Source organism: Halorutilus salinus, from assembly GCF_026242195.1.
GTDB classification, from domain to species: Archaea; Halobacteriota; Halobacteria; order Halobacteriales; family Halorutilaceae; genus Halorutilus; species Halorutilus salinus.
The window spans coordinates 85541-110582 of sequence record NZ_RKLV01000004.1; the positions used below are offsets into that span (position 1 = coordinate 85541).

A 25042-nucleotide genomic window follows, 5' to 3' on the forward strand; every position below is an offset into this window, starting at 1 on the left:
GACGGATGGTAAACGCCCGTGTCGAACGGATAAGGCTGTACCCCGTCAAGGGGTTCGCGGGCGACGACACGGAGAAGGCACGTGTCTCTAACTCAGGAACACTTGAACACGACAGGCTGTTCGCGCTGTACGACGACGAGGTTCTCAACGGCAGGAAGACGGAAGACGTCTACGGGTACGCGGCATCGGTAACGCCGGGCGGTCTAGCCGTGGAGTCGCCTCAGGGCGAACGTATCGTTGTCGGCTTCGACGATGAGGGAAGACGGAGACTCGAAAGCTGGCTCGAAGGCGTACCCGAAGACACGACCGTCCTGTACGACGACGGTGTCGGCTTCGTCGACAGACGCGACAGGCTTGCCTCCGTGTCGGTCGTGAGCACCGCTACGTTACACGAGGTAGCGTCGTGGTTCGACGGTATCGACGCCGACGGTGTGCGTAGAAGGCTGAGGATGAACGTCGAGGTCGGCGGTGTACCCGCGTTCTGGGAGGACGGCTTCGCGGGCGACGGTGTCCCTGACCTGTCGGTCGGCGGCGTCCGTCTCGAAGGCGTCGAACCGTGCAACCGGTGCGTCGTGCCGACGCGCGACCCCAAGACGGGCGAACGCCGCGAGGGCTTCCGCGAGAAGTTCACCCGTAAGAGGGAGCCGACGGTGCCGGACGCGGAGACGTTCGACCGCGCTTACACCGTGGGTCTGATATGCAGAGTCGCCGACGGTGACCGTGGCTCGTCGATGTTACGTGTCGGCGATATAGTCGAGGAGGCGTAGCCCTCACGCGACGTCGTGCGCCATTCTACGTAGACGTTCCTTACCTCCGTCGGGTCCACGCGCTATGAGCGTATCGCCGGCGCAGACGGTCGTATGCTCCGTCGGGCTGTAGACCCATTCGTCGTCCTTCCGGTGTATCGCCATCACGTACATACCCGTCTCGGACTCGACGAGTAGCTCGCCGAGTGTACGTCCGTCGAGTTCAGTTCCTTCGTCGACGGAGACGGTCGCTATGACCTCGTTGCTCTCACGTATCGCCTCGGCGAAGACAGGGTGTGCGTTGATGTCGCGCATCACTGAGTCGGCGACCTCAAGCGCGGCGTCCGCGATCACCTCCGAGGCGATGGCGAGATGCATAAGACCACGTAGCTTCGTCGGGTCATCGACGCGTGCCGCGGATTCGAGAACCCACTCCTCAAGGTTCTGGCGCAGACGGTCGGTCTTTGTTTCGAGCGCACGTACCTCCGTCGCAACCTCGTGGCTTTCGAGCAGAACCGCGGAGTATGCGAGACCGACGGCGAGTTCGGAGATGTTCTTCATCTCAACGACGGCGGTTACGGCGCGGTCGAGGTTCTCGATCTCGCTCGAAACCGCGCCCTCGCGCTCCCAGTCGCGGCGTGTCGCGCGTCCGTAGACGCGTTCGACGCCCGTCTCAGGTCCTTCTCCGAAAAGCACGTCGCCGCGTACAACCTGACTGTCCCTGTCGGGCGCGAATATCCATTCGGTGTCGCGGCGTATAGCGAAGACGTGGACGCCCGTGTTCGTCTCAAGGTCGAGGTCGCCGAGCGTATGTCCGCCGAGTTCGCTCTCCTCGTCGACCTGCGCGCGGAATACGACCTCCTTCGCCTCGGGAAGCGCGCTTCTGAACTCGTCGGGGAGACCGACATCCTGTGTCAGGACGGTGGCGATGTCGTCGGCGGCGTTGGCTATCTTCTCCGCCGCGCCGACTATCTGGAAGATACCGACGAGCTTCTCGGCTCCGTCGGGGTTACGCGCCGCGAGCGTTAGGGCTATATGCGCGTGGTAACGCAGGACGTTCATACGTTCCTCAAGATCGAGTACCTCCTTTGCGAGCTCGCGGTTCTCGTAAAGAACCGCCGAGTAGGCGAGATCGACCATGAGTTCGGACGTATCCTTCATGTCCGCGACGAGATCCTTGACGCTCCGCGGCTCGTACTCTATCTCCGAACCGTTCATCGTGGTTAGTTCGGGGAAAACGAAAATAAGTCTTTGGCACGTCGATAGGCTTTCGTACACGACGCCCGTATACAGTTCTATGTACGACAGTATACTGATACCGACCGACGGTAGCGCCGAGTCAGAGAAAGCCACGGAAGCGGGTCTCGACCTCGCCGAGGAACTCGACGCAGAGGTTCACGTTATCTCTGTCGTCGACGCCGAACTCGTGGCAAGCACGACGTACACGAGTGGTGCGGCGAAGAACGAGGAACGTATGCACGAGAACGCGGAGGAGAACGCAAAGGCGCTCGCCGACCGCGCACGCGAACGCGGTCTCTACGCCGTCGAGGTCGTCGAGACGGGTATACCCGCGGAGAAGATAGTTGAGTACGGTGACGAGAACGTCGACGCTATTGTGATGGGAACGCACGGAAGAAGCGGCGTTCGGCGCGTCCTCCTCGGTAGCGTAACCGACAACGTCGTACGTACATCGTCGGTCCCCGTCGTTACCGTAAGACCCGACTGAGAGGTCGGACGCGCTGGGAAAGAGTTATTCGTTGCGTGCCGTATCTTCATCCGGATGACGGTTCCGACCGCCGTAAGAGACGCCGTACGTATCTACAAGGAGTCGGTGGCGATACTTACCGTCTCGCTCGCGGGCGGTCTGTTCGCGGGTTCGTTCATAGGAACCGAGGGCATGACGGAGACGTTCGCGAGCTATCCGGGTCTTCTTCTTCTTCTACCTGCCTTCCTTGCGACGCGCGGAAACGTCTACGGCGCTCTCGGCGCGCGTATATCGACGGGTCTTCACCAAGGGCTTATAGAACCGCGTTTCGGGCGCGACGCGCGTCTAATAAACGCCGTTGCGGCGTCGTTCGTCAACGGCATCACCGTCTCTGTCTTCATCGGCGCGATGTCGTGGCTCATACTCCGCGCTCTCGGACGCGACTCGGCGGCGCTCGGCGAACTCGTCGGCGTTACGCTCGTCGCGGGTCTTCTAACATCGTTCGTCATGATAGCCGGTCTTCTCGGTCTCGTCTTCGCGGGGTACAAACGCGGTATCGATCCCGACAACCTCGTGGGTCCTATCGTAACGACACTCGGTGACATGTTCGGTGTCGTCTTCCTGTACGCCGGCGTCGTCGTCGTGGAGGTGATAGGGTGACACCGACGGGTTCGTTGGGAGACTGGTCGGTGCGGGGTATAGTGGGGACGATGATGCCTATACTCGTCGCGCTTTCGGTTCTCGAAATGGGTTCGGGTTACGTCCTCCACGAACTCGAAAGGACGTTCCTCGACAGACCGACGCTTCTCGTGCTCGTCCCCGTTATGATAGCGATGGGCGGTAACCTCGGTAGCGTTCTTTCGTCACGTCTCTCCACGCGTCTCCATCTCGGCACGTTGGAGTTCTCGCCGCGCGATACAACGATACTCACCAACGTCGTCGCAACGCTCGCGCTCGCCGCGACCGTCTTTGCGGCGCTCGGTGTCACGGCGTACGGTCTGACTCTGATTCCCGTCGTCAGTATAGGCGGCGGTATGACGTTACGTGAGACGTTCACCGTCTCCTTCGTGAGCGGTATGGCTCTCGCAGTCGTCGCAGTCGTACTCAGCGTCTCCGCGACCTACGTCTCGTACAGGATGGGTCTCGACCCCGACGACACGACGATCCCCGTCGTAACCAATCTCTGCGACATACTCGGCGTCGTCATACTCGCCGTCGTAGCGTCACTAACCCTTTAGCTGGGATCGGTTGCGATGGCTCCTTCGGAACTTGCTGACCCTACTGCGGAGCTAGTATTGATCGCTATCAGACCGAATCCAACCTTCGTAAGTATATCGAGATACGTGACCAGCATGACATTGACAGGTACTGTGATAACGCTGAATCCTGCGGAACTGAGTAACCATATTATAGGGTATATGCTCCAGAGTATGACCGTCAGGTTACGGAGACTCCTGAAGAGCGAACTAACCCTTTCGGGGCGATCTTCGGCGGTTTTGGTCATAGATACCGTCAGAAGGTAGATGAGTGCTATGTACGCGACGGATGCGAACCCAAAGGCTACGAACTTACCGGGTCCGGAGATAAGGGCGGCGCCGAAGCCGGCAACCATCACGACCGTGTTTACGAACACGGTAGTAGCGAGTTCTCGTTTATCAGAGCCGGCGATCATACCTATAAACAGCAACAGAAGGGGCGTGGTTATGATCCAGTCTATATACCTTGGGGCGAAGACGGCTCTGGCATCTACCTCTATGATGCCGTAACCGAGGCTCATCGACGTGTATGCAATCATAGCGGTCAGGCTTATACCTGTGAGGGTCGCGTAGTATTTTGATCTATCAGTCGAGGAGATCCATTCAGATATGAACGCGATAGACCCGAGAGCCATACCACCAGCTCCGAGACCGAATATATACGTGAGTTCAATCATCCGCACCACCCCGGATAGGGTCAGAACGAACGTTGCTTCCATCCGGTTCCATATCTTCCGATACCTCTATTTCGTTCAGTATTTCAAGCAGATCGTCTGCCTCTTCTGAGAAACTATCGATCTTTTTCGAAACTCTGTCGATGGAGTCATACTGTGACTTTGCCGCCTCCGTGACATCCGTAGATCTGTCGTCCGTGGTGGAGGATATCTCCGCAACTTCGTCTATCATACCGACGACCTGCTGAGATGACTCCGCCTGACTGGTGGTAGATCTGTTTATCTCTTGGATGCCGGAGTCTGCGTCCTCTATAGACTCAACTATCGTGTCAAGCGAGCTAACCGTATCTTCCACGGTACCGACGCCTGCCGATATACGTTCACTTACCGTTCGTATCTCGTCAACGGTGTTTTCCGTCTTTGCCTGTATCTGGCTGACCGACTCTTCTATATCGGAGGTCGCCTGTTTTGTCTCTTCTGCTAAGGATTTTACCTCATTAGCGACGACTGCAAACCCCTCGCCGTCTTGGTCGGCACGGGCTGCCTCTATGGATGCATTTAGAGCAAGCATGTTCGTCTGTTCGGCTATATCGGTAATGAGGTTCGTTATCTCTCCTATCTCCTTTATCTCTTCGTACAGCTCCTCTATCGATCCGACCGCTTCTTCAGTCCTCTTTTCAACCTCATTCATCTCTTGTATCGCCTCTTCTGCTGTCTTACGACCTGTCTCGCCTTCCTCTGCAGCCCTTTTCGACTGCTCTGCGAGGGTGTCTGCGCTCGCCGCCATCTGTTCGGTTGCCGCCGATACCTCCTCCATTTCGGTTGCTATCTGTTGTATCTTTTCTGTCTGTCTGTCCGCCCCGCTGGATATCTCCTGTATAGTCTCGTTCACCTCCCGGCTTCTCTGTGTAATCTCCTGTGCGCTTGAACGGAGTTCTTCGGAGCTTTCCGAAACCTCGATAGCGAATGAGTCTATCCTGATGAGAACTGCCTCTATGTCGTCCATCATTTCGTTGAACGACCCTGCTATGGTTTCCATAGCCTCTTGTTCCGTCTCAGGATCCAACCGACGGGTAAAGTCACCCTGCGCGCATTCTTCCATTACCTCACCGAACCTCTCCGCCTCGGACATTATGTTCTGTGTCATCTCTTCTGCACGGTTTCTCTCGGCTTCGGCTTCCTCAAGGGCTTCCTCAGCACGCTCCCTCTGTTGTTCTACGCTGTCGAATGACTCACGCAGAGACGTCCTCATGCCGTCAAACGCTTCGTACAGTTCACCTATCTCATCCTGCCTGCGGGAGTTTAAATCGACATCTAAGTTTCCGTCTCCCATCCTGCTTGCTTTTTTAGAAAGTACGGATAGGGAAGAAGCCGTATTGCCGCCGACGGTCGCAGCCACAAGACCAAGATTGATTATGGTCAGAACCACTAGACCAACTATACCGGAAACGGCAACATCATATACCTGACCCGCCTGTTGTCCTGCAAGTACAGAGTTTATTTCAAGATACACAACCGCACCAAAACCTACCGTGACTGCCACCACAAGTGCGAATACGGTCACAAGTTTGGCTGTATAGCTTCTACTGACCGTACTCGGCAGAAGTTTTGTAGCTATGCTCACGCGCGTACATGAGCGCTCTCACATAAAATATCTGATGTCGAAGATATCATCTATGATAAAGTACGGTACTGCGAACGTCTATTCCCGAGTGTTTGCTACTGTATGGGATACCGAAACCCGGTTGGCGGCTATCCTTCGAAGGCGGGTTCGCCGGTTATCTCCGCCCCCATTATGAGCGAATGTACGTCGTGGGTACCCTCGTACGTGTAGACCGTCTCGGCGTTGAGCATATGACGCATCGGCGGATGGTCGGCGAGTACGCCGTTTCCGCCCATGATCTCGCGCGCCGTCCGTGTGACGTTACGCGCCACCTCCGCGCTGTGGCGTTTTCCCATAGAGACATGGTGGGGTTCGAGTTCGTCGCTCTCCTTGAGGTCGGCAAGACGGCGCGCGATAAGCTCCGCCGTCGTTATCCTGGTTGCGCAGTCGGCGAACTTCTCTTGCTGGAGCTGGAAGCCAGCGACGGCGCGCCCCCACTGCTCGCGTCCCTTCGCGTAGTCGAGCGCGTGTTCGAAGGCGTCACGCGCCGCGCCGACAGCCCCCCATGCGATCCCGTAACGCGCCTGATTGAGGCATGAGAGGGGTCCGCGCATACCGCGCACGTCGAGAACGGCGTCGTCGGGTACGTGTACGTCGTCGAGCGTAACCTCGGCGGACTCCGAGATACGTAGGGAGAGAAGACCGTCGATAGGCTCGACGTGTACGCCGTCGGTGTCGGTGGGGACGAGGAAGCCGCGTACGTCACCGTCGCCGCCGTCGTCGCGCGCCCAGACGAGGGCGACATCGGCGATCGGGGAGTTCGTGACCCACCGTTTGGTGCCGTTCAGGACGTACCCGTCGCCTTCTCTGTGCGCCGTCGCCCCCATCTCGTGAGGCGCGGAGCCAACGTCCGGCTCCGTGAGAGCGAAACAGCCGACAGTCTCGCCGTCAAGTAGGTCGTCGAGATACTCGTCGCGTTGGGCATCGGTTCCGTAACGCGCGACCGGGTACGCGACGAGAGCGCCTTGGACGCTCACGGCGCTACGTAAGCCGCTGTCGCCGGCTTCGAGTTCGCGCATGGCGACGCCGTAGGCGCGCGGGGAACCGCCGCGTAGGTGGGGTGCGAGCAAGCCTCTGTCGCCGAGTTCGTCGAAGACATCGGGGAACTCGCCTTCGAGGAAGAGTTCGCCGAAAGGGCGTAACGAGTCGACGAGTTCGCGTGCCTCGTCGCGGACGGCGCGTTCGTCGTCGGTGAGTTCGTCGTCGAGCGAGAGGTAGTCGAACATGGACGGACTACGGCTACGCGTCGGTAATAGGTTGCGGAGGGACGAGAACCGCAACGGCGACGGCGGTTACGTACCCGTCGCCGTCGGCGGTCGCGGAGGCTTCTACGTTGAACGAACGCGCCACGTCGCCCGTCGTTTCCGAGGTTTCGACCATCTCGCGCGCGAGCGTCTCCGCCTCGTCACCGGTTACGCCGTCGCCCTCTACGAAGTAGCCGTGTCCGTCGCCGTCGGGATGCGCGACACCCACGGCGGCGCGGGGTTCTCCGTCGGTCGCCGTCTCGCGTCCCAGAACCGCGTGTACGACCTGTCCGGCTTCGAGAGCCTCGACGCCCTCGTGCGGTTCGACCTTATCCGTGTCGGGAGGGAAGATACTCGAAACCGTGACGAGGTTGTAAGGCTCGATACCGGCGTCACGTAGGGCGTGCTCGAACGACGCCACGCGTGCGGTGTGTCTTCCGACACCCGAGACGAAGAAAACCTCCGAAGGTACGTACATCTGTCGCCGGGGATAGCCGTCTGTGACGCAAAAGGCTTGTCTTAACGTCCCTCGCGCCAGAGACCGACGGTGTCGAGGAACTCCACGAGTATCCCCGCCGTCGCGCCCCAGATGGTGTAGTCGTCGTAATGGAAGTAATGTAGCTTGTGTCCGCCCTTACGCCGACGTTCGTGTATGCTGGGTTCGGTGAGTTCGTGGGCGGGGGCGAAGATTAACTCCGCAACCTCCGACTCCTGTCTCACGTACTCGAAGTCGCGCGGAACGCCTCCGACGAAAGGGAAGATGGAGTACCCCGTCGTGGTACGTACCTCGCCGAAGAGACCTACAACGTCGGTACTGTCCGACGGCATACCGACCTCCTCGTGTAGTTCGCGTAAAGCCGTATCGAGAAGCGTCGGGTCGCCTTCCTCGCGTCTACCGCCCGGAAACGAAACCTGTCCCGCGTGCCGCGGCAGATCATCCGACCGTTTGGTGAAAAGCAGACCGGGTTCGCCATCTTCCTCGTAGACGGGAACGAAGACGGCGCTTTGCTTCAGACCGTCGGAGGCTTCGGGATCCGTCGTTTCGACGGGGGGAACCGCCTCCTTCCAGTCGTTCATTCCTCCGTCTCTTCGTCGGATTCGTCGTAGTCTTCGGGTGCGTACTCGTGAAGCTCTTGGCTCGTGACGCTTCTGACACCGTCCTCCTCAACGACCGACGCTTCGGTGGCTTCGAGCGTCGTGTCGTCGCGGTCGACGAGTACGCTGACGGCGAGTTCAAGACCCTCGTCGATCGACATACCTTCGTCGTAACCCTCCTCAAGAGCGTCCTCAACGTCGGCGCGTCCCTCGCCTATACCCGCCGCCTTGTAGCCGATGATAGCCCCGGAGGGTTCGCTCTCTATAAGCGCGGGACCGTCACGTGTCATCCCCGCGACGAGCAGAGCGCATCCGAACGGACGCGTTCCGCCGTACTGCGTATACTGCTGTATATGATCGCCCAACGCCTTGGCGAGCGTGTCGGTCTCCAGAGGCTCCTCGTACATGTACTGGTTGCGCTGTGACTCACGGCGCGCGAACTCGACGAGCTGACGCGCGTCGGCGACGTGCCCGCTCGCGGCGACGGCGAGATGGTCGTCGACGGTGTATATCTTCTCTATAGTCTCGGAGACGAGAAGATCGGAGGAGACGCGTTTTTCGGCGACGAGTACGACGCCTTCGGCGGTCTTGATACCTATAGAGACGCTCCCGCGTTTGACCGCCTCGCGGGCGTACTCGACCTGATATAGACGTCCGTCGGGACTGAAGATAGTGCTTCCCCTGTCGTAAGCCATCTGATCGTTCTGCTGCATACCCTTTCTTGCAGACCGCCCGTATTCAATCTGTTGCTAACCCGCCACCGACAGAGTTATTAGGCGACGAGGACGACCTTTGAGTATGTCATCAGGAGAAAACAGCGGCGGTCTGATGTCCTCCGCGGGACTCGTCCGTTACTTCGAGAACCAGGACAGCCGCGGTATAAAGATGGATCCTAAGACGATAGTGGCTGTCTGCGTCGCTATCGGATTCGTGGTACAGACGCTGAACTTCGCTTACGCGTAGCTTTACGGTTCCACAGCCGTCGGGTACAGCTATCAGAGAAACCTACCGTCGGATCGTTCCGTACGTATCTCCGACGGTGATACGTCGAGCCATCCTGTCTCCGCGTCCTCCGGTGAGTCGAAGCCCGGAACGAACGGCTTTATGTCCAACAGTGGCGTTCCGTCGACGACGTCGATGCCTGTAACGGTTACCTCGCCTTCGTCAACGGTACCGATCCTGACGACGGAGAGACCGATAGGGTTCGGGCGCCGGGGCGCGCGCGTCGCAAAGAGACCACGCTCCTTGTCGTCCAAGAACGGCTCCACGCGTAACGATCCCGCATCGCCCGCTTCGTGGAGATGGTACACGAGAATACAGTGGCTGAAGCCGTCGAGATCCCGGAGACCTTCGGTGTACTCCTCGTCTAACCTGACGGTTCCCTCCGTTCCCTCCGCTCCGGCGGGCTGTATAGGCATCCCTTCGGGCGATTCGAACGGTGTCTCTATACAGCCTATCGGCTCGTACTCAAACCGGTGTTCGGACACGCCCGGACATAGGGCATTATGTGAAAAATAGCTACCGTAGTCGGGGCGTCGTTGGGACGCCCTCACCGACCGGCTTATTCGAGTCCGAGGTCTTTGAGCGAGTGGGTGTGGTGCCAGGCAGCGACAATCTCCTCAACGTCGAAGGTGAGGTCACCATCGGTGAGTTCCAGATGGACCGTCTCCTCGTTTACCTCGGTATCGTGGAGATGGAGTTCTATCGGCTTGTCGAAGTCCGAGACTGCTATCATCAGTTCGCCGTTCTTTTCGAGTCTTTCGTTGAGTTCGTCTCCGTCTATTGCCATTGCATGATATTGTAAATACTATACACAAATAAAGTTTGCTAATCAAAAAGAAAAGTTGATCCCCCACCTGGGTCAACGTGACAGAGAGTTCCGACAGCGGCAGGTGGCACGCTAGAAGGGTAGGATATCCACCGGGTTCTCCAGGTCGTCCCAGTCCGAACCCATCTCCTCGTCGGTAAGGAGACAGTCATCGAGTTCGTTAACAACGTCTTCACTTTCCATCTCAGTCCCTATGAAGACGAGCTGTTCGCCTCTATCCCCCCAATTCGGATCCCAGTTCTCTCGTAGGACTGGATTTTCGTTGAGCATCTCCTCGCGCTTTTCATCGGGGAGTTCGGCTATCCATTTCCCCGCCACAGAGAGGCGGTACTCGTTCGCCGCGACGTTTAACGAGACCGAGAACTTCTCCGAGTGGGGTAGCCAGACGAAACCCTTAGCGCGGACGACGGAGTCGGGCATGTCTTCAAGAAAGTCGGTAAGACGTCTGGGGTGGAACGGACGATCCCTCCTGTAGACGAACGAAGAGACGCCGTACTTTTCGTCGGGATGGCGGTGTTCATGACCGTGTTCGTGGCCATCTTCGTGACCGTCGTCGCCTTCGTGATGGATCTTGACCGAGTCCTCGCTCTTGAGGCGTTCTATCCACCCCGCGGAGTTGCCTGTCTCCTCGATGTCGAACCTCCCGGTTCCGAGTATCTTACCGGGTTCTACGATACCGAACTCGGTACGGTGTACCGCCGCGTCGGGCTTGAGTTCGCGGAGAACAGCCTCCACCCTGTCGACTTCCTCTTCGGAGAGTAGGTCACACTTGTTGAGTATGAGGACATCGGAGAACTCTATCTGATCCATAAGTATATCCTCTATCGGCTTCGTCGCCCCGGTCGCGTCGGCACCCAGCTCAGCCGCATCCATGCCTGTGTCCCCGATTACCCCGTCGAAGATATCCGTGTCCACGACCGTAGCCATGGTGTCGAGTTCGTACGGTCCGGGGTACAGACCGCTACCCGAGACGAAGTTCTGTGCGACAGGGGTCGGTTCGCTAACACCCGATGACTCGACGAGGAGGTAGTCGAAGTCGTGTTCGCGTGCGAGTTCGGCGGTTCGTCTTCTGAGTTCGCCCTGTAGCTGACAGCAGATACAGCCGCCGGAAAGTTCGACGAGGTCGCCGTCCTCGCCGGACACAGGGCCCTCTACAAGTTCGGCGTCCACGTTCAGCTTGCCCATGTCGTTGACGAGAACCGTAATCGTTTCGCCGCTGTCTTGAACCTCCTTCAAAACGTGGTTGACCAGAGTCGTCTTTCCGGCACCGAGGCTACCGCTCACGACGGTAACGGGTACGGGTTCGTCCGTTTCCGATGCCATGGTCAGTTACCAACCTCCGTCTGTCCGTCGCTCCCGAACGGGTTCCGGTAGCTATCCAGGTCTCGTTCGAGTTCCTCGTCGGTCATGACGCAGGCATCGAGTTCTTCCTCTATCGAGGCGGCGTCTATCTCGCGCCCTATGAATACGAGTTTGGTGTTTCTGTCGCCCCATTCTGGGTGCCACTCGTCTTCGACCTCGGGGTACTTCTCGAAGTACTTCTCTATCTCGCGTTGGGGAAGGGACGCGAGCCATCTTGAGTTCGGTCCCGCACGCACGGAAGTTCCCGCCTTGTCGATTCCCATAGCGACAGCGTCGGCACTCGGTATCCAGAAGTACCCTTTGGCACGTATGACGTTTTCAGGGATATCGCTCAGGAACTCCTCTATGCGTCCGGGGTGGAAAGGTCTCCGTTCGCGGTAGACGAACGAGGTCACACCGTGTTCCTCCGCGGCGTCCTCGTGGTGGTGTCCCTCTTCGAGTTCGTGCATCCATCCTGCCGAGGACTGTGCCTCCTCAAAGTCGAACCTGCCCGTGTCGAGAATCTCTCCGGGGTCCACGCCGCCGTGTTCGGAACGTACAATCTTCGCACGTGGCTGGAGGGTGCGTAGGACGTCCTCTATCTCGTCGAGTTCTTCTTCCGGCACGAGGTCACATTTGTTCATAACCAAGACATCGCAGAACTCTATCTGATCCATGACGACTCCTTCTGGCATCCTGTCCGACTCCGCCTCGACATCTTCGTCCGTCAGAGCCGCACCTGACGAGAAGTTCTCGTACACGCTGTGTGCGTTGACGACGGTGACGGTAGTGTCGAGTTCGTAGAACTCACTCGGGTCGAAGTCGCGTCCCGTGTCCTCCGGTGTGAAGTCGGCGTCGTAACCCAGCGCGAAGGTCTGTGCAACGGGTATCGGTTCGCTGATTCCCGATGACTCAACGAGGAGATACTCGAAGTCACGTTCCTCCGCGAGTCGTCCTACCTCATCGAGGAGGTCCCCCCGGAGGCGACAGCAGATACAGCCGTTCGAAAGTTCGATTATCTCTTCGTCATCGGTCGTCTCTGTCTCCTCGACGAGTTCGGCGTCTATGTTTACCTCGCCCATGTCGTTGACCACGACGGCGGCATCGAGGTTTTCCTCCGTGTTGAGAACGTTGTTCAGCAACGTTGTCTTCCCCGCGCCTAAGCTACCGCTCAGCACCGTGACAGGTATGTCTTTTGCGTTCATACTTTCCTCAACACTGTATCTCTCTCGTAACTGTTAATATATTTCGATTATATATTATTAACATGGCCGTAATAAGCATCTCGCTACCGGATACTCTCCTGTCGGAGGTAGAGGACAAGGTAGACAGACACGGATACTCGGGCAGAAGCGACCTGACACGGGAGGCTCTCCGTAGCTTCATACAGGAGTTCGACGCCGACGCGAAACTCGACGGGGAGGTCATAGCGACGGTGACGGTTGTCTTCCGTGAGGATTCGGAGGTAGAAAGTACGGTAAGCTCACTGAGACACGACTACGGAGGGAGCGTAATCGGTAGCTCGCATTCCTGCATAGACGAGGATAGGTGCATGGAGGTACTCGTAGTGAGGTCCGATATCGAGGAGGTTAACGAGATCGTTGGAAGGGTTCGGTCCACCGACGGCGCCGTTAGCACCGACTACACGGCGAAGCCACTGGGCGAAATAAGCCAGTAGTTCGGGTGTATGCCTCCCGAGACTCTTTCTGCGGTTTCACGGGTCTTCGACACCGGGCATGTCGTCTTTGAGCGCGCCGCCACCGATTCCCGTACGGACATGACTCGGTGCGACGGCGTTCACACGTACACCTTCTTCAGCCCACTCCGCACCGAGTGTCCGCGTCAGGTTGACGACGCCGCCTTTCGACGCCGTGTATGCGGGAATGTAGCCGAGTGCCTCGCTCCCGCGCAGACCGTAGACCGACGCTGTGTTGATTACCGATCCCCCTCCGTCGTCGAACATAGCGCGTGCGGCGTACAGGTCGGTAAGCCAGACGCCGGTCAGGTTGACGTCCACGATACGGTTCCACTGGCGCACCTCATATGTCTCCGCGCCGCGTTCGAGTTCGGCTATTCCGGCGTTCGCGAAAGCGATATCGAGACCACCAAAGGCATCGACAGTTTCGGAAACCATCGTCTCCACGTTGTCTTCGTCGGTCACGTCCGCCTCGACCGCCAGTGTCTCGCGTCCGGTGTCGTCGGCTATCTCGTCGGCGACTTCCTCGGCACCCTCAGCGTATATGTCGGCGACTACGACGTCCGCGCCCGCCTCATCCATCGCCTCGGCGAAGGCGCGTCCGATGCCGCTCGCTCCGCCGGTGACTAAACTGCTCTTGCAGTCAAGCCTGAACTCCTCTAACACGCCCATCGTATTAATTAGCACAGAAGTATAATAATTCTTGTTAATCTATTTTCAGTTTTAGCAAATACTTTATTCGGTGACCCCGTGTAGCCGGCGCGGCATGACAGATATAAAACACCACGCGACGAACGTAATAGAGAACGCTACCGTCCATATAGACAGTATAGACCAACACACAGTAGACGCTGAGTACGTCGAGTACTGCGTGTCGAGCGGCTATGTCAAGGCTGTTGACTCGGACGAAAGGTCTCATATAACCCATATCACGAACGTCGAAATCTGCGCCGAAGAGGACGCCGAGCAGACGTACTAAGCGACAGAAAGCCTCTACCGGGTCAGATGTCGCCGTTCTACGGACAGCCCGGTTTATACTTCGGCACTGCTCATGCGGCGAGAGTACCCGAACTGAGAGGTTTAGAGGTACCAGACACAGTAATTCAGCTGATGTTAGCAGGGCTCGCAACCTCGTCTCTGATACGAGCGACGTAACCGACGAAGCCGTGGTCCGTTCGGTCACGAGGACGGTCGAGACCGACAGAAACGGTCGACTGGACGGCTCCGGTGTCGGATTCCATTACCATGACCCGGTCGGCGAGGGTCACAGCCTCATCAATATCGTGGGTAACAAAAACAACCGTCTGTCCGGTTTTTTCCCAGATATCCAGTAACTCAGAATGGAGGCGGTCTCGGGTTCGCGCATCGACGCTCCCGAACGGCTCGTCCATCAACAGAATCTCGGGGTCTACGGCGAGGGACCGCGCGATCCCGACGCGTTGTTTCATACCGCCGGAAAGCTCGTTCGGGTACTTCTCCTCAAAACCTCCGAGTTCGACGAGGTCTATTAGCTCTCGGACGCGTGCCGCACAGTCCGGGCAGTCACACGCCGGCCGTTCGAGACCGAACCGGATGTTTTCTCGGACCGTTCTCCACGGGAACAGAGCGTACTCCTGGAAAACCATGCCGCGGTCTAGTCCGGGCTCGGTAACCTCCTCTCCGTCGATCAGGACAGAACCGTTTGAGGGTTCTTCGAGACCGGCTATCGTCCGGAGTAGCGTGGTTTTCCCACAGCCCGACTCACCGACAACACAGTAAAACTCCCCGGTCTCAACTGTAATGGATACGTCGGAAAGAGCCTGAACCGACTCTTCCTCGGTGCCGTACGTCTTGCTGACGTTCCGCAGTTCTATCTTACGGCTTTCTGTCGCCGCCGATCCTTCTGTACCCTTTAGTGCCATGACAGTACCCTCCTCTCGGTGAGTCTGAACGCAACGTCCATACAGAGGAATGCGAGGCTGATGAGGAACATGTAGGCGACGCTGGTCGCCATAGCGAGGTTGTTCGAGGCGTTTATGATTTCGTAGCCGACGCCGGGCGCGCCGAAAAGCTCCGCACCCACGACTATCATCCAAGACCTGCCGATGCTAGTCCTGAATGCTGTCAGAACCTGTGGAGCCGCACTCGGCAGAGCGACGAGTTTCAGCATCGAAAGGTCACGCTCAACACCCAGCGTAGAGGCGGCGTCGGTTAGCTCCCCGGGGGTGTTTTCGACGCCGCCGTACGCTCCGTAGAAGTTTATCCAGAAGGCACCGATGAAGACTATAAACGCCGCTCCCGCGTGGTGGATTCCGAACCACACGATAGCGAACACTATCCAAGCCAACGGAGGGATGGGTCGGAGGATACGGACGAGCGGCCGGAGCCAGTCGTCGAGGGTTCCGTTCCACCCCATCGCAAGACCGAGGGATATTCCGCTGACAGCACCGAGGAGTAGCCCAGGAACGTAATGAAACAGCGTCTCTAAGAGATGCGCAGGTCCCGTAGGGAGTACTAGCTCCGAACCGAGTAGAGGAACGACCACAGCCGTCGATGTCGCGAACAGTCCGAGGAACGCCCGCGCGGAGTCAAGAGGGCTGGGAACCAGGTACGACGGCTGTGTCATAATGGCACCGACCCACCAGACGGCTAAGAACAGACCCAGACCACCGAGTCCACGGAGGTATCTGCGTAACCCTCTCTCGAACCGGATCCATCTGGTCAGTCGGGCTGTGTCGGTGTTTAGGCTCATTACTGTACGGAGTCGTAGGGTTCGAACGCGAAAAGGTCGTCTACGCTAACCGGTTCATCGATGTTTCCGACAGAGGCGACGTACTCCGACATAGTTGCCGTCTGGTCCGTGACCGCGTGTGGATCGGAGATGAAGTCAGAGGCTCGCGACTCTAATGCGGTCACGGCGAGGTCAGTAGTTACGCCGGAGCCGATAACGGAGGCTGCGTGAGACGCCGCTGTCTGTGGCTTTTCCTCCACGAACCTGGTCGCCTGAACGTGTTTCTCGACCAGAGACCGGGACAGTTCAGAGCTACCAAGAACCTTCCCGTTGACGAAGAGACCCGTCATCGGGTGACCCGGGAGTATCTCCCCCGACCAGGCGAGTTCCCCGAATCCCTCTTCACCGGCTATCATACTCGCAAACGGCTCCATGATCATCGTCGCGTCTATCTCTCCGGAACGGATGGTCTGGACAGACCTCGCGGGTTCTATCTTAGACTTCGATACGACCGATTCGAGTTCCCCTAAGCCGAGGTCGCGGTCGAGCCAGTACCGCAGTACTACGTCGGGGACACTACCGTCCGGCGGTGTACCGAACCGGACCTTACGTCCTTTTTCGTTCTCGAACCGTCCGAAAGCTTCTGCCCCGGACCTTTCGTACATCTCTGCGACCTCGTTCGTTGCCAGTGCTTTGAACGCGTTCCGCCCGTTGGCGGCGAGGACGTTCACGTCGGTTCCTCTGTCGAGTAGTACCATCGCAGGGGTTATTCCGGCGACGGCTACGTCTACATCTCCGCTCGCGAACGCTTTGACGACGTTCGGTCCGTTGCTGAACCTTTCGATGCTAACGTCTACGGGTAGGTCGTCGTAGTAGCCTTCTTCCTGCATTATGAAGTGTTGCATGTTCGGATAGATAGGAACGTAGGCGACGGTTATGGAATCCAAAGGTCCTTCGCTACCCTGACCCAGACAACCGGTCAGGCTCGAAGCACCAACCGTAGCCGTACCTATACCCTGAAGCAGTTTCCGGCGGGATATCCTTCGCATACTGTTATTAACTCTATAGTAGAATATAATAACTTCTGTGATTCTTTACCGTCAGATATTAACGAGGTGTCTGTTGGAGAAGTACCGCCGTGTTAGAGGTACGGAGTAGGGTCGGTACCGGGAGGAAGGTTTGACGGTCTCGGATGGGTACGTTTTTATACTCTAAGGAGGATTCCGGGTACCGACAGGGTAGTTATGAGCTCAGAACCTCGCGTGCGATCCGCGTTAGTCTGTCGCCCGCAAGCCTCGCGGTAGCGATGTTGCGCGCGAACGCACCGAGGACACCTTCGGCGAGAGCACCCGTGGCGTGCACGCCCGACGGTTTTCCGTCTTTCCGTCTCCATCCGAGCGTCTCGTCGTCAAGAACCGGCATCCCTCTGTGCCCGGTCGCGAGGTCGAGATCCTCAGCGACACTTCTGACGAAGGGCTGTCGGTAGACATCCCCGAATCCGGTCGCAAGGACGACGCGTGCGGCTTCTTCGGTTCCGCCGTCGTTGAGGCGCAAAAAAACACCGTCATCTCCTTCGAAAGCCACCGTGACCTCGCCGACGCGTCTGTTCAGGTGCCCTACCTCAGTCTCTTCCTCTACCTCCTCGGCGAGGTGGTACGGAACCGTGCCGTCGTTTCTCGCCTTCCTGATACGTTTATGCCTTGCCTCCGACGCGACGGGGAGGTGGTGTAGCTCTTTCTCGATGTGTTTCCAGTTGAGCCACCTCGGGTCGCTCTCTACCACCGCCTTTCTGAGTCCGTGGCGGCTAACCAGCGTCGCATCGCCCGTCTCGCGCGCCAGAGAGACGGCGACCGAACACGCCGTCGTTCCACCGCCGACGACGTAGGTGTTCTTGGCGTTTTCGACCTCACCGCCTTCCCAGACGTGCCGAACCCTTCCGGTTTCTTCTGCCCAGCCAGGGGGTTCTGGCGCGCCCGCGTTACCGACGGCGAGGAGGACGCGCCGCGACGTGAGTTCGTCCGTCTTCGTCCGTACGGCGAGCGGAGCGGAATCCCCGTATTCGACAGATGTCACCTCCTGTTCAACAACGAGTTCTCCGAGGCGACGCAACCCGATTATATGATCCGTGTGGTCGAGGAACAGGTCAACGGTCGGACGCCGCGGATTACGGCGTGTAGGGAGGAGTTCGTCCTCGCGCCTTTTCGACTTCGCGTAGTTTTCGAGGGAGAACGGCTCTGTTCCGACGTGGTGGACGTACGGCGACCTTAGCGACCCGACGCGTGCGACCCGTAGCCTCTCACGGAAGTTTCCGAGAAGCTCTCCGGTGCTTTCAACGATTGCGAGGCGGTTGCGATCCACGCCGGCGTCCAAGAGCCTCTGTGCGATGTGTGTTCCGTGGACGCCTCCTCCGACTATCACCCAGTCGTAGTCGGGGTCGCCCCCTTCACGTATCTCAGAGGAGGCTGAGGACAGCCCTACCACCCCACGCTATCACGAGTGAGAACACGACCGCCGCGACGGCTTGGCGCGCCATTAGAACCAGGGCGTACCGCGCCGAAACCTCACGCGCTACCGTAAACGCAGTGACGAGACAGGGAAGAAGCACGCCCGCGAGGTAGACGGCGACAAGAACCTCCAGCGGCGAAAGGGCGGCGACCGCCGTGTCCTCCGACGTAAAAAGCGCGATACCGTCCTTACGCACGGAGGCGAGAACGACGACGAGTGCCGTCTCGGCGGGGAGAGCGAAGGCGGACATCACGGGACCGAGCACGCTCCCTGCTGTGTCTATCGCACCCACGCGGTCGAGTAACGCGGCTACGAAGGTGATTAAGACGAATACGGGCAGTGCCTTTAGGAAGAACTCGCGGAGCGCGCTCCACGCCTCACGCCCGATTGCGCGTGGGTCGGGGAGAGACAGGAAGTTCCTGCGGTCGATGAAAAGCGACGCCTCGCGCGCCTCACGGGGTGCTATCACACCGACGTAAATGAGCGTCGTCACCGCGAGCAAAGCGACGTACGGCACAACGAGCCAAGCCATACCGACCGTAGCGAAGACGGCTAGCGTCGCAGGGAACTGGTACGAACACGCTGAGCCGAACGAGATGGCAGAGATAGTCGTCTTGCGCGTACAGTCGGAGCAAGAACGCGTGTTGACGACCGCAGGTACATTACAGCCGAACCCCATGACGACACGGACTAGGTCGCGCCCCGTGAGACCGATACGGCGCATGTATGGGTGTAGGGCGACGGTTATGCGCGTGACGAGACCTGTGTTCTTGTAGACGCCGAGAACGACAGCGAATATCAGCATCGTCGGTCCCGCCCAGACGAACAGGAACGGACCCATCGACAGAAGACCGTAGTCGCTGGAAAGAACCGTCGAAAACGGCTCCGGTAGTCCGGACGACCACGTTATCAGAGGCTCGATCCATCCGTCTACGATAGGGCTGACTTCCCCTGCGACGCTGTTCGCGAACCAGACGGCGACGGCGGTCGGGAGCAACAGAAGTGCGACGCTCACCCACGGACCGACGTAGTCCCACTCGAAGACCGTCGCTGGCGGCTCTATCCCCCAGCCCACCTGCGTTCCGGGAGAATCAGGGAATACACCGGCTTCATCGACGGAGTTGAGGAGACGCTCACTTTCGTCTTGTACCGCTCCCGTACCGCCGTCCGCCGCGACACGGTCGACGTTTCTCGCGTCAACCGCCGTGACAGGGACGCCAGCCGTCTCTTCGAGTTTGTCGAGGGCGGCGCGCGCTCCTTCGTCGTCCTCGACCTTGTCCCAGAAGGTCACGACGATGCTTCCGACGCGCCCCTCGACGAGCGGAAGTAGGTCGTTCAGGTCTTCGTCAATGTCGGTCGCAGGGACGACCAGCATCACCTTCTCTTCCTCGCCGAGCGCCTCGAGTGCGGCGCGGGTGCCCTCAGTGTCGGCGTCAAGGACGATACCCGGCGTGTCGACAAACGTGTAGCCGCCCGTCGAGTACCTCTCTGCGCGCACCGTCGTCCCACGGAAGTTGGACGCAGTCGGTCTGTCACCCGTGAGCGAAGCGACGAGTTCGGACTTGCCGACGCTTTCCTTACCGACGACAGTTACGGTCTCGTCCGACATCAGCAGTCACACATGTCGGGTTCGCAACACGACAGATCGTCCATGAACATACTTTCCTCGCGGTATACTTCGAGCGGCGAGGTGTCGACGCCGAGGCGTTCGCCGATAGTCTCCGCGATGACGGGGAAACGCGTCCTGAACTTGTAGATGAAGCAGAACAGAACACCGTTGTGTGCTACCTCTGGACCCGCGAGGAAAAGACCGTCGGCGATAGGTGACTCGTCGCGGTCGGTGAGGGGCACGACGCCTTCTTGATCGCGCGGGAAGTACTCGTCGGCGGGTCCGAACTCCGTCTCGAATCCCCCCGCGAGTAACGGGCGTGTCTCTGTCTCTATGCGCCCCTCACTGTCGCTCAGACCGTCCTCGGTGACCTCGCGGGTCACGACGGCGTACCTACATCCATCGGTGTAGCGTTCGACCCGTTCGACGTACGTGTCTCCGGCGAACGTCAGGTTGTCCGAACCGGCGATACGGTCGAGCCTTTCGAGCGTGTACGGTGAGAGGCTGACGCTCGGGTCGGGTGCGCGGACAGCCCACGGCGCGCCGGAGTCGACTACGGTCACCGAACAGCCGTTGTCGATGAGTCCGACAGCCGCGTCTATGCCGCTCTCGTAGCCCCCGATGACGACGAACTCCTCTCCTTTCTCGGCGTGGTTCTTCCACGAGTTGACCTCGGTATTGTGGACACAGCAGTCCGCACCTTCGAAGGGTCTCCGCGGCTCGCCGTACTGTCCCGTAGCCCAGACGACGAAACGCGTCTCAACCTCGCCGTCGTCGGTTTCGAGGACGAAGCCCTCTTGTGCGCCACCATCGACCGCCATCTCGGTGGCTTCGTCGGTGGTAGTGTTTCTCGGACGGACGGAGCCGACCTCGACACCCTCTTTGACGGGTAGCTCGTAGTACTCGGCGACACCTTCGAGGTAGTCGGCGTACTCCTCACCCGACGGGTGCTCGCGGTCGAGAGCGAAAGCGGGCGAGGTCTTCGGCGTCACGGCGTTGAGGTCGGGTATACCGAAGCTGTTGCTCGGGAAAGAAGGTGTTATGAAACGCATCTCCTCGGGCCAGTCACGGAACGACGCGCCGATACGGTCACGTTCGACAACGACGAAGTCGAGGTCGAGCTTCGAAAGAGCGACGCCGACACCGACACCCGCCGCGCCAGCACCGACGACGACGGCGTCGTAGCCTTTCATGTCCCCGACACCGCCTGGGTCACAGCTCTACCTCGGGTTCCTACAGCAACTTCGACGCCGAATACCACGGCTGACGAGCCGGCTAAGAGCCATCTGTGGTCTGTTTCCTGCCCCATGTTAACAAAAATAGTATCTAAGTTAATAAGAGTTATTATAGAACTACAATATGATAATAATCATGGTTCACAGCGACCTGTCCTCACGCACTACCATGACGCGCGAAGAGGTCAGTCATACTTCGGCGTGTGCATCTCCGGTCGTTTCTGCGGTGTCGCGTATATTTTCCATAATCACGCAGTGGTCGGGCGCATCACAGGAGCTCTTCGTGTCTTCGTCGAATAGGTGGACTCCTCACGACCGTAGAATTCCCCCGCTTCCCGGTAGCTCCGAGACGCGCGGTTCAACGACTGCTTCTTCAGCACCGACGATAAGGAAAGTCGGTAAGAGAACTGTAGCAACCGACGTTGTTCAGTGTTCCGCGTGGACGTGTTCGCGCAGACCCTCTTCGTCGTCAAAGCCCTCGTCACACACACCGCATTTGTTGTGGTGGAGGGCGACGTGTTGGGTAACTCCTGCTGCCGATTCGAAGTTCGCGTCACAGTTCGTGCATGCGTACGACATTGCGTTGTTAACTAAGAGCCGTTTTGACAAAAGTATTGCTGTGATAGCGCCCCTTTCTGGTATTATTCCTTGTTAACTTTGCGTCGACTTTCGCAACCCCTGTATCTCAAAGGGGTGGTAATGTCTTCTTATTAAATATCATCTCCGGATAACAACCCTTATTATTTCAGTAGCTCTCAGAAGGTGGTCACAGCCACGGAGACGCGACTGTCTCAGTTGGAACCGGTGGCGAACAGAACGGTGGAATAGATGCTTCGGAACCGTTCTGATGGACCGAGTCTGGTGACCCCTCTGGAGCCCTCCTTATTAGAAACTGCTCTCGTCGTAATACATCTTATTAAGAAAAACAAAATGATAATAACTTTAAGCGGGAGCAGTATACTGGGTATTATAATGTCCCGAAAAAACGTTTCCCAGCCGAAACGCATAGTCTTTAAAACAGGACTGGTGCTGTTGGCTTTCCTAGCGATAGCCGGGGTAGCCTTGTCGGGCACGGCTGTCGCTCAGGAAGACGCCTACCATGGAGATACCGAAGGTGTCGAACTGTTGGTTGAGGAAGACACCGACGACGAGTTCGCATGCGTTTACGCTAAATACAACAACCGCACTTCGCTGACTGGAGGTGCTTCTGTCGAAGATGCCCCGACGGTTAGCGACACTCACGTCGTCTGGAACGTGACATACAGCGGAGACGAAGGGTATGTAAACTTCGACGCTGGCTCGCACACTGCCGACGCTCCGTACGTCTTCTACGCCGCGAACGGCTCCGTGGACGCTGTCGACGCGAACGGCTCCGTGGACGCTGTCGACGCGAACGGCTCCGTGGACGCTGTCGACGCGGAGGTTCTCGAAAGGGGAGGGGTACCCGGCTGTGACGCGCTCGACGAGTACGTTAAGATCGAGGCTCCCGAAGACGGAGTCAACAGCCTCGTTCTCACCGACGTCGGATACAAGTTCGATATACTCAACCGTAGCACCGGCGGAGTCGTCGCGGAAGCCCATGGGGAACGCTGGTACGGAAACATCTCTGAAATAGTGCAGGGCGAACACGTATCACTGGGAGCGAACGTGGAGGACAGAGGCGGTAACGAAATAGAACCTGACGGTGGCAACCACTCCTTAGGTGTCGAACCGGCTGGTGGAGCCGACGAGAACGTCGTGTCGCTCGAAGAACACGGAGACTACGTACGGATAACCGGTGAGGAAGAAGGAACCGCAGAAGTTCTTTTCCAGCTACTACACAACGACAGCATCGAGTACGAAACCCCTCCGATGGAGGTCAGTGTTGTACAAGAAACCGACGAGGTGAGAGAGGAACCGAATGAGGGTGAGACACCCGAAACCGTCGAGCTTATTGCTGAGAAAGAGGTCGACAACGAACACGCGTGCCTCCACGGTGACCACGACGACCGTGTCCCACTAACCGGAGGCGACTCTGCCGGTGGTGCTCCGACGGTCGAAGAAGACCACGTTATCTGGAACGTGACACACAGCGACGGAGGGTACGTCAACTTCGACGCTGGGGGATACAACAACGACGGTCAGTTCGTCTTCTACGTCGCGGGTGGTTCTGCTAACCCCACCGAATCCAGGGTGATTGGGAAGGGGGATGTAGGAGAGTGTGACTCGCTTGACGGGTACATCGAGGTCGAAGTCCCTTCCGACGAGGTAGTAACCCTCGAACTCACCGAGGGTGACATATCTAGCGTTCCTGTAGATGAACCAGCACCGGTAGAAGAGAATGAAACGGAAGAGGAGAAATCCGAAACCGTCGAGCTTCTCGCTGAGAAAGAGGTCGACAACGAACACGCGTGTCTCCACGGTGACCACGATGGCCGCACGCCACTAGCCGGAGGTGACTCTGCCGACAGTGCTCCGACGGTCGAAGAAGACCACGTTATCTGGAACGTGACACACGGCGACGGAGGGTACGTCAACTTCGACGCTGGGGGATACAACGACGATGGTCAGTTCGTCTTCTACGTCGCGGGTGGTTCTGCTAACCCCACCAGCTCCAGGGTGATTGGAAAGGGGGACGTCGGAGAGTGTGACTCCCTTGATGGGTACATCGAAGTCGAAACTCCCTCCGACGAGGTGATAACCCTCGAACTCACCGAGGGTGATATATCTAGCGTTCCTGTAGATGAACCAGCACCGGTAGAAGAGAATGAAACGGAAGAAGAAAAGGAAAACCAAACGGAAGAAAAACAGGAGCCGGAAGTAGAAACCGAAGAAACGGGGGAAAGGAAAGCTATCGAGCTCCTTGCTGAGAAAGAAGTTAACCACGAACACGCGTGCCTCCACGGGGGCTACGACGACCGTGTCCCACTAACCGGAGGCGACTCTGCCGAAGACGCCCCTGTGATCAACGAAACACACGTAACCTGGAACGTGACTCACCACGGAGAGGAAGGGTACGTCAGCTTCGACACTGAACCGTACGACCACAACGGGTCGTTCGTGTTTTACACCGCAGACGGCTCCGCAGAGCCCGTTGGCTCTGATATAGCCGGTAATGGGAATGTCGGTGAGTGTGAATCCCTCGAAGAGTACATCAAGGTGGAAAAGCCATCTGACGGTGTTATCAGTCTCCAACTCGTGGGAGAGAGCCTCAACGCACCCGGGGAAGAGAGCGAGGAAACCGAAGGAGAAGGGGGAACTCAAAAAGAGAGCGTCGGAGAGAGCCGTGAAGAGCACAGCGAGAACGAAGAAGTAGACGAGGCAAACGAGGAGGACGAAAACGAGAACGCCGAGTCCGGAACAGGAAACGGCGAGGATGGGGTCATGTCCGAAAACTCCTCAGCCGGAACATCCGACCCCGAGGACGGAGACGGTGACTCGGGAGAGGGGCTTCCCGGATTCACGGGTCTAGCCGCTCTGGTTGCCCTGTCTGTTGGTGTGGCACTCAGACGCCGCTGAAGCACCTTCGGTATCAACCTACGTAGTCTGCGGTATCCAGAACAGCCGGACATACGTGTAACAGCCGACAACGGTTTCTTCACGACCTCACGACCCTGCTCCTGAGTTCCGGACGTTCGCGAGCCGGCGGTCGTTGCTGGCGCGCAAAGTTCCCGGGTAGTGTAAAAAGCCGTCTCCGGCGGCACCAACCGGAGACCGAACACGACTACAGGCACCGGTGAAACGCAGTTCTGAGCA

Annotated in this window: 27 protein-coding genes; 8 read left to right on the plus strand and 19 right to left on the minus strand. The window is 58.3% G+C overall.

The genetic code is table 11. The features are described 5' to 3' along the window. The first annotated feature begins 5 nt into the window (after positions 1 to 5). The gene (locus tag EGH25_RS05030; RefSeq protein WP_266086555.1) at positions 6 to 767 is read left to right on the plus strand and encodes an MOSC domain-containing protein; all 762 of its coding nucleotides are present in this window, start codon (positions 6 to 8) and stop codon (positions 765 to 767) included. A 3-nt stretch (positions 768 to 770) separates the two neighbouring features. Here the strand turns inward: EGH25_RS05030 and EGH25_RS05035 are convergent, their stop codons facing one another. After that, complete coding sequence (locus EGH25_RS05035) at positions 771 to 1964, minus strand: potassium channel family protein (RefSeq protein ID WP_266086556.1); 1194 nt, start codon at positions 1962 to 1964, stop codon at positions 771 to 773. Positions 1965 to 2043: 79 nt separating this feature from the next. On the opposite strand from EGH25_RS05035, the gene EGH25_RS05040 reads away from it, so the two are divergent. Genes EGH25_RS05040 through EGH25_RS05050 form a run of 3 tightly spaced genes read left to right on the plus strand, consistent with a single transcriptional unit; the run spans position 2044 to position 3689 of the window. Then, on the plus strand, positions 2044 to 2472 hold the full coding sequence (locus tag EGH25_RS05040) for a universal stress protein (protein WP_266086557.1): 429 nt from the start codon (positions 2044 to 2046) through the stop codon (positions 2470 to 2472). 54 nt (positions 2473 to 2526) lie between these two features. Continuing rightward, complete coding sequence (locus EGH25_RS05045) at positions 2527 to 3111, plus strand: magnesium transporter (protein ID WP_266086558.1); 585 nt, start codon at positions 2527 to 2529, stop codon at positions 3109 to 3111. Positions 3112 to 3161: 50 nt separating this feature from the next. Next, positions 3162 to 3689: a magnesium transporter gene (locus tag EGH25_RS05050; RefSeq protein ID WP_266086687.1), complete on the plus strand. Its 528-nt coding sequence runs from the start codon at positions 3162 to 3164 to the stop codon at positions 3687 to 3689. On the opposite strand, the gene EGH25_RS05055 is transcribed toward EGH25_RS05050, so the two are convergent. From EGH25_RS05055 to psmA, 6 genes are all read right to left on the minus strand, one after another. After that, a complete protein-coding gene (locus EGH25_RS05055; RefSeq protein WP_266086559.1) occupies positions 3686 to 4384 on the minus strand; it encodes a bacteriorhodopsin in 699 nt (232 codons plus the stop codon). The two genes, EGH25_RS05050 and EGH25_RS05055, sit on opposite strands and share 4 nt — an antisense overlap. Then, positions 4377 to 6005: a methyl-accepting chemotaxis protein gene (locus EGH25_RS05060; protein ID WP_266086560.1), complete on the minus strand. Its 1629-nt coding sequence runs from the start codon at positions 6003 to 6005 to the stop codon at positions 4377 to 4379. Before EGH25_RS05060 ends, EGH25_RS05055 begins: the two co-directional genes overlap by 8 nt. A 128-nt stretch (positions 6006 to 6133) precedes the next feature. Then, positions 6134 to 7270 (minus strand): acyl-CoA dehydrogenase family protein, encoded by a 1137-nt coding sequence (locus EGH25_RS05065; RefSeq protein ID WP_266086561.1) that lies wholly within the window; start codon positions 7268 to 7270, stop codon positions 6134 to 6136. Positions 7271 to 7283: 13 nt separating this feature from the next. Further along, a complete protein-coding gene (locus EGH25_RS05070) occupies positions 7284 to 7766 on the minus strand; it encodes a pyruvoyl-dependent arginine decarboxylase (RefSeq protein WP_266086562.1) in 483 nt (160 codons plus the stop codon). A 41-nt stretch (positions 7767 to 7807) separates the two neighbouring features. Then, positions 7808 to 8365: an NUDIX hydrolase gene (locus EGH25_RS05075; RefSeq protein WP_266086563.1), complete on the minus strand. Its 558-nt coding sequence runs from the start codon at positions 8363 to 8365 to the stop codon at positions 7808 to 7810. Next, positions 8362 to 9096: an archaeal proteasome endopeptidase complex subunit alpha gene (gene psmA / locus EGH25_RS05080; protein WP_266086564.1), complete on the minus strand. Its 735-nt coding sequence runs from the start codon at positions 9094 to 9096 to the stop codon at positions 8362 to 8364. Before psmA ends, EGH25_RS05075 begins: the two co-directional genes overlap by 4 nt. 85 nt (positions 9097 to 9181) lie before the next feature. Here psmA and EGH25_RS05085 point away from each other — a divergent pair, with 85 nt between their 5' ends. After that, on the plus strand, positions 9182 to 9346 hold the full coding sequence (locus tag EGH25_RS05085) for a preprotein translocase subunit Sec61beta (RefSeq protein ID WP_266086565.1): 165 nt from the start codon (positions 9182 to 9184) through the stop codon (positions 9344 to 9346). Positions 9347 to 9378: 32 nt separating this feature from the next. Here EGH25_RS05085 and tsaA read toward each other — a convergent pair whose 3' ends face one another. From tsaA to EGH25_RS05105, 4 genes are all read right to left on the minus strand, one after another. Then, positions 9379 to 9870 (minus strand): tRNA (N6-threonylcarbamoyladenosine(37)-N6)-methyltransferase TrmO, encoded by a 492-nt coding sequence (gene tsaA, locus EGH25_RS05090; protein WP_266086566.1) that lies wholly within the window; start codon positions 9868 to 9870, stop codon positions 9379 to 9381. A 74-nt stretch (positions 9871 to 9944) separates the two neighbouring features. Beyond that, a complete protein-coding gene (locus EGH25_RS05095; RefSeq protein WP_266086567.1) occupies positions 9945 to 10172 on the minus strand; it encodes a hypothetical protein in 228 nt (75 codons plus the stop codon). A 111-nt stretch (positions 10173 to 10283) separates the two neighbouring features. Next, complete coding sequence (locus tag EGH25_RS05100) at positions 10284 to 11534, minus strand: CobW family GTP-binding protein (RefSeq protein ID WP_266086568.1); 1251 nt, start codon at positions 11532 to 11534, stop codon at positions 10284 to 10286. A 2-nt stretch (positions 11535 to 11536) separates the two neighbouring features. After that, positions 11537 to 12757 carry a GTP-binding protein gene (locus EGH25_RS05105; RefSeq protein WP_266086569.1) on the minus strand — a complete coding sequence of 407 codons (1221 nt, stop codon included), beginning with the start codon at positions 12755 to 12757 and terminating at the stop codon, positions 11537 to 11539. 62 nt (positions 12758 to 12819) lie between these two features. Between EGH25_RS05105 and EGH25_RS05110 the strand changes: the two genes are divergently transcribed. Continuing rightward, complete coding sequence (locus EGH25_RS05110) at positions 12820 to 13230, plus strand: CopG family ribbon-helix-helix protein (protein WP_266086570.1); 411 nt, start codon at positions 12820 to 12822, stop codon at positions 13228 to 13230. A gap of 36 nt (positions 13231 to 13266) precedes the next feature. Here EGH25_RS05110 and EGH25_RS05115 read toward each other — a convergent pair whose 3' ends face one another. Next, positions 13267 to 13920 (minus strand): SDR family NAD(P)-dependent oxidoreductase, encoded by a 654-nt coding sequence (locus EGH25_RS05115; RefSeq protein WP_266086571.1) that lies wholly within the window; start codon positions 13918 to 13920, stop codon positions 13267 to 13269. A gap of 94 nt (positions 13921 to 14014) precedes the next feature. Between EGH25_RS05115 and EGH25_RS05120 the strand changes: the two genes are divergently transcribed. After that, the gene (locus EGH25_RS05120) at positions 14015 to 14227 is read left to right on the plus strand and encodes a hypothetical protein (RefSeq protein ID WP_266086572.1); all 213 of its coding nucleotides are present in this window, start codon (positions 14015 to 14017) and stop codon (positions 14225 to 14227) included. A gap of 124 nt (positions 14228 to 14351) precedes the next feature. Here EGH25_RS05120 and EGH25_RS05125 read toward each other — a convergent pair whose 3' ends face one another. The 7 genes from EGH25_RS05125 to EGH25_RS05155 form a co-directional block, all read right to left on the minus strand. Next, positions 14352 to 15149, minus strand: a complete 798-nt coding sequence (locus EGH25_RS05125) for an ABC transporter ATP-binding protein (RefSeq protein ID WP_266086573.1) — start codon at positions 15147 to 15149, stop codon at positions 14352 to 14354. Beyond that, positions 15140 to 15979, minus strand: coding sequence for an ABC transporter permease (locus EGH25_RS05130; protein WP_266086574.1), 840 nt, complete (start codon positions 15977 to 15979; stop codon positions 15140 to 15142). The genes EGH25_RS05125 and EGH25_RS05130 overlap by 10 nt, the downstream gene beginning before the upstream one ends. Continuing rightward, positions 15979 to 17007 (minus strand): ABC transporter substrate-binding protein, encoded by a 1029-nt coding sequence (locus tag EGH25_RS05135; RefSeq protein ID WP_266086575.1) that lies wholly within the window; start codon positions 17005 to 17007, stop codon positions 15979 to 15981. Before EGH25_RS05135 ends, EGH25_RS05130 begins: the two co-directional genes overlap by 1 nt. Positions 17008 to 17200: 193 nt before the next feature. Then, complete coding sequence (locus EGH25_RS05140; RefSeq protein ID WP_266086576.1) at positions 17201 to 18439, minus strand: FAD/NAD(P)-binding protein; 1239 nt, start codon at positions 18437 to 18439, stop codon at positions 17201 to 17203. Further along, positions 18411 to 20072, minus strand: coding sequence for a nucleoside recognition domain-containing protein (locus EGH25_RS05145; protein WP_266086577.1), 1662 nt, complete (start codon positions 20070 to 20072; stop codon positions 18411 to 18413). The genes EGH25_RS05140 and EGH25_RS05145 overlap by 29 nt, the downstream gene beginning before the upstream one ends. After that, complete coding sequence (locus tag EGH25_RS05150) at positions 20072 to 21265, minus strand: NAD(P)/FAD-dependent oxidoreductase (protein ID WP_266086578.1); 1194 nt, start codon at positions 21263 to 21265, stop codon at positions 20072 to 20074. The genes EGH25_RS05145 and EGH25_RS05150 overlap by 1 nt, the downstream gene beginning before the upstream one ends. A 468-nt stretch (positions 21266 to 21733) precedes the next feature. Beyond that, positions 21734 to 21886 carry a C2H2-type zinc finger protein gene (locus EGH25_RS05155; RefSeq protein ID WP_266086579.1) on the minus strand — a complete coding sequence of 51 codons (153 nt, stop codon included), beginning with the start codon at positions 21884 to 21886 and terminating at the stop codon, positions 21734 to 21736. A 453-nt stretch (positions 21887 to 22339) separates the two neighbouring features. On the opposite strand from EGH25_RS05155, the gene EGH25_RS05160 reads away from it, so the two are divergent. Next, entirely contained in the window at positions 22340 to 24805 is a 2466-nt protein-coding gene (locus tag EGH25_RS05160) for a hypothetical protein (RefSeq protein WP_266086580.1), read from the plus strand. The last annotated feature ends 237 nt before the right edge of the window (positions 24806 to 25042 follow it).

Bases quoted from the DNA above. Each gene is read 5' to 3' on its own strand.
- EGH25_RS05030 (WP_266086555.1), top strand. From the start codon at position 6: ATGGTAAACGCCCGTGTCGAACGGATAAGGCTGTACCCCGTCAAGGGG.
- EGH25_RS05035 (WP_266086556.1), bottom strand. From the start codon at position 1,964: ATGAACGGTTCGGAGATAGAGTACGAGCCGCGGAGCGTCAAGGATCTC.
- EGH25_RS05040 (WP_266086557.1), top strand. From the start codon at position 2,044: ATGTACGACAGTATACTGATACCGACCGACGGTAGCGCCGAGTCAGAG.
- EGH25_RS05045 (WP_266086558.1), top strand. From the start codon at position 2,527: ATGACGGTTCCGACCGCCGTAAGAGACGCCGTACGTATCTACAAGGAG.
- EGH25_RS05050 (WP_266086687.1), top strand. From the start codon at position 3,162: ATGATGCCTATACTCGTCGCGCTTTCGGTTCTCGAAATGGGTTCGGGT.
- EGH25_RS05055 (WP_266086559.1), bottom strand. From the start codon at position 4,384: ATGATTGAACTCACGTATATATTCGGTCTCGGAGCTGGTGGTATGGCT.
- EGH25_RS05065 (WP_266086561.1), bottom strand. From the start codon at position 7,270: ATGTTCGACTACCTCTCGCTCGACGACGAACTCACCGACGACGAACGC.
- EGH25_RS05070 (WP_266086562.1), bottom strand. From the start codon at position 7,766: ATGTACGTACCTTCGGAGGTTTTCTTCGTCTCGGGTGTCGGAAGACAC.
- EGH25_RS05075 (WP_266086563.1), bottom strand. From the start codon at position 8,365: ATGAACGACTGGAAGGAGGCGGTTCCCCCCGTCGAAACGACGGATCCC.
- psmA (WP_266086564.1), bottom strand. From the start codon at position 9,096: ATGCAGCAGAACGATCAGATGGCTTACGACAGGGGAAGCACTATCTTC.
- EGH25_RS05085 (WP_266086565.1), top strand. From the start codon at position 9,182: ATGTCATCAGGAGAAAACAGCGGCGGTCTGATGTCCTCCGCGGGACTC.
- EGH25_RS05095 (WP_266086567.1), bottom strand. From the start codon at position 10,172: ATGGCAATAGACGGAGACGAACTCAACGAAAGACTCGAAAAGAACGGC.
- EGH25_RS05100 (WP_266086568.1), bottom strand. From the start codon at position 11,534: ATGGCATCGGAAACGGACGAACCCGTACCCGTTACCGTCGTGAGCGGT.
- EGH25_RS05105 (WP_266086569.1), bottom strand. From the start codon at position 12,757: ATGAACGCAAAAGACATACCTGTCACGGTGCTGAGCGGTAGCTTAGGC.
- EGH25_RS05110 (WP_266086570.1), top strand. From the start codon at position 12,820: ATGGCCGTAATAAGCATCTCGCTACCGGATACTCTCCTGTCGGAGGTA.
- EGH25_RS05115 (WP_266086571.1), bottom strand. From the start codon at position 13,920: ATGGGCGTGTTAGAGGAGTTCAGGCTTGACTGCAAGAGCAGTTTAGTC.
- EGH25_RS05120 (WP_266086572.1), top strand. From the start codon at position 14,015: ATGACAGATATAAAACACCACGCGACGAACGTAATAGAGAACGCTACC.
- EGH25_RS05125 (WP_266086573.1), bottom strand. From the start codon at position 15,149: ATGGCACTAAAGGGTACAGAAGGATCGGCGGCGACAGAAAGCCGTAAG.
- EGH25_RS05130 (WP_266086574.1), bottom strand. From the start codon at position 15,979: ATGAGCCTAAACACCGACACAGCCCGACTGACCAGATGGATCCGGTTC.
- EGH25_RS05135 (WP_266086575.1), bottom strand. From the start codon at position 17,007: ATGCGAAGGATATCCCGCCGGAAACTGCTTCAGGGTATAGGTACGGCT.
- EGH25_RS05145 (WP_266086577.1), bottom strand. From the start codon at position 20,072: ATGTCGGACGAGACCGTAACTGTCGTCGGTAAGGAAAGCGTCGGCAAG.
- EGH25_RS05150 (WP_266086578.1), bottom strand. From the start codon at position 21,265: ATGAAAGGCTACGACGCCGTCGTCGTCGGTGCTGGCGCGGCGGGTGTC.
- EGH25_RS05155 (WP_266086579.1), bottom strand. From the start codon at position 21,886: ATGTCGTACGCATGCACGAACTGTGACGCGAACTTCGAATCGGCAGCA.